The sequence below is a fragment of the Leifsonia sp. SIMBA_070 genome (assembly GCF_046534635.1).
Taxonomy (GTDB): Bacteria; Actinomycetota; Actinomycetes; order Actinomycetales; family Microbacteriaceae; genus Leifsonia.
Window position 1 is genome coordinate 1 of sequence record NZ_JAWRYK010000872.1, and the last position, 239, is coordinate 239.

Genomic DNA, 239 nt, shown 5'->3' on the forward strand with positions numbered 1-239 from the left:
CTGCTCGAGGTCCGTGTAGACCGGCGCGGCACCGACATACGGGTCGGAGGCGCCGATGGAGATCACGTGCGAGAGCACCTCGATACCGAGGACCTGACGCAGGAAGTTGCGGGCAACGGTGCCGATGGCGACGCGGGCTGCGGTCTCGCGGGCACTGGCGCGTTCGAGGACCGGACGGGCATCGTCGAAGCCGTACTTGAGCATGCCGGAGTAGTCGGCGTGGCCGGGCCGGGGCCGGG

At 70.3% G+C, this 239-nt stretch carries 1 protein-coding gene; it reads right to left on the reverse strand.

Annotation, left to right across the window (positions count from 1 at the left end):
- On the reverse strand, positions 1-239 hold a 239-nt coding region (locus SB754_RS22715; protein ID WP_410784528.1), incomplete at both ends, for a chorismate synthase.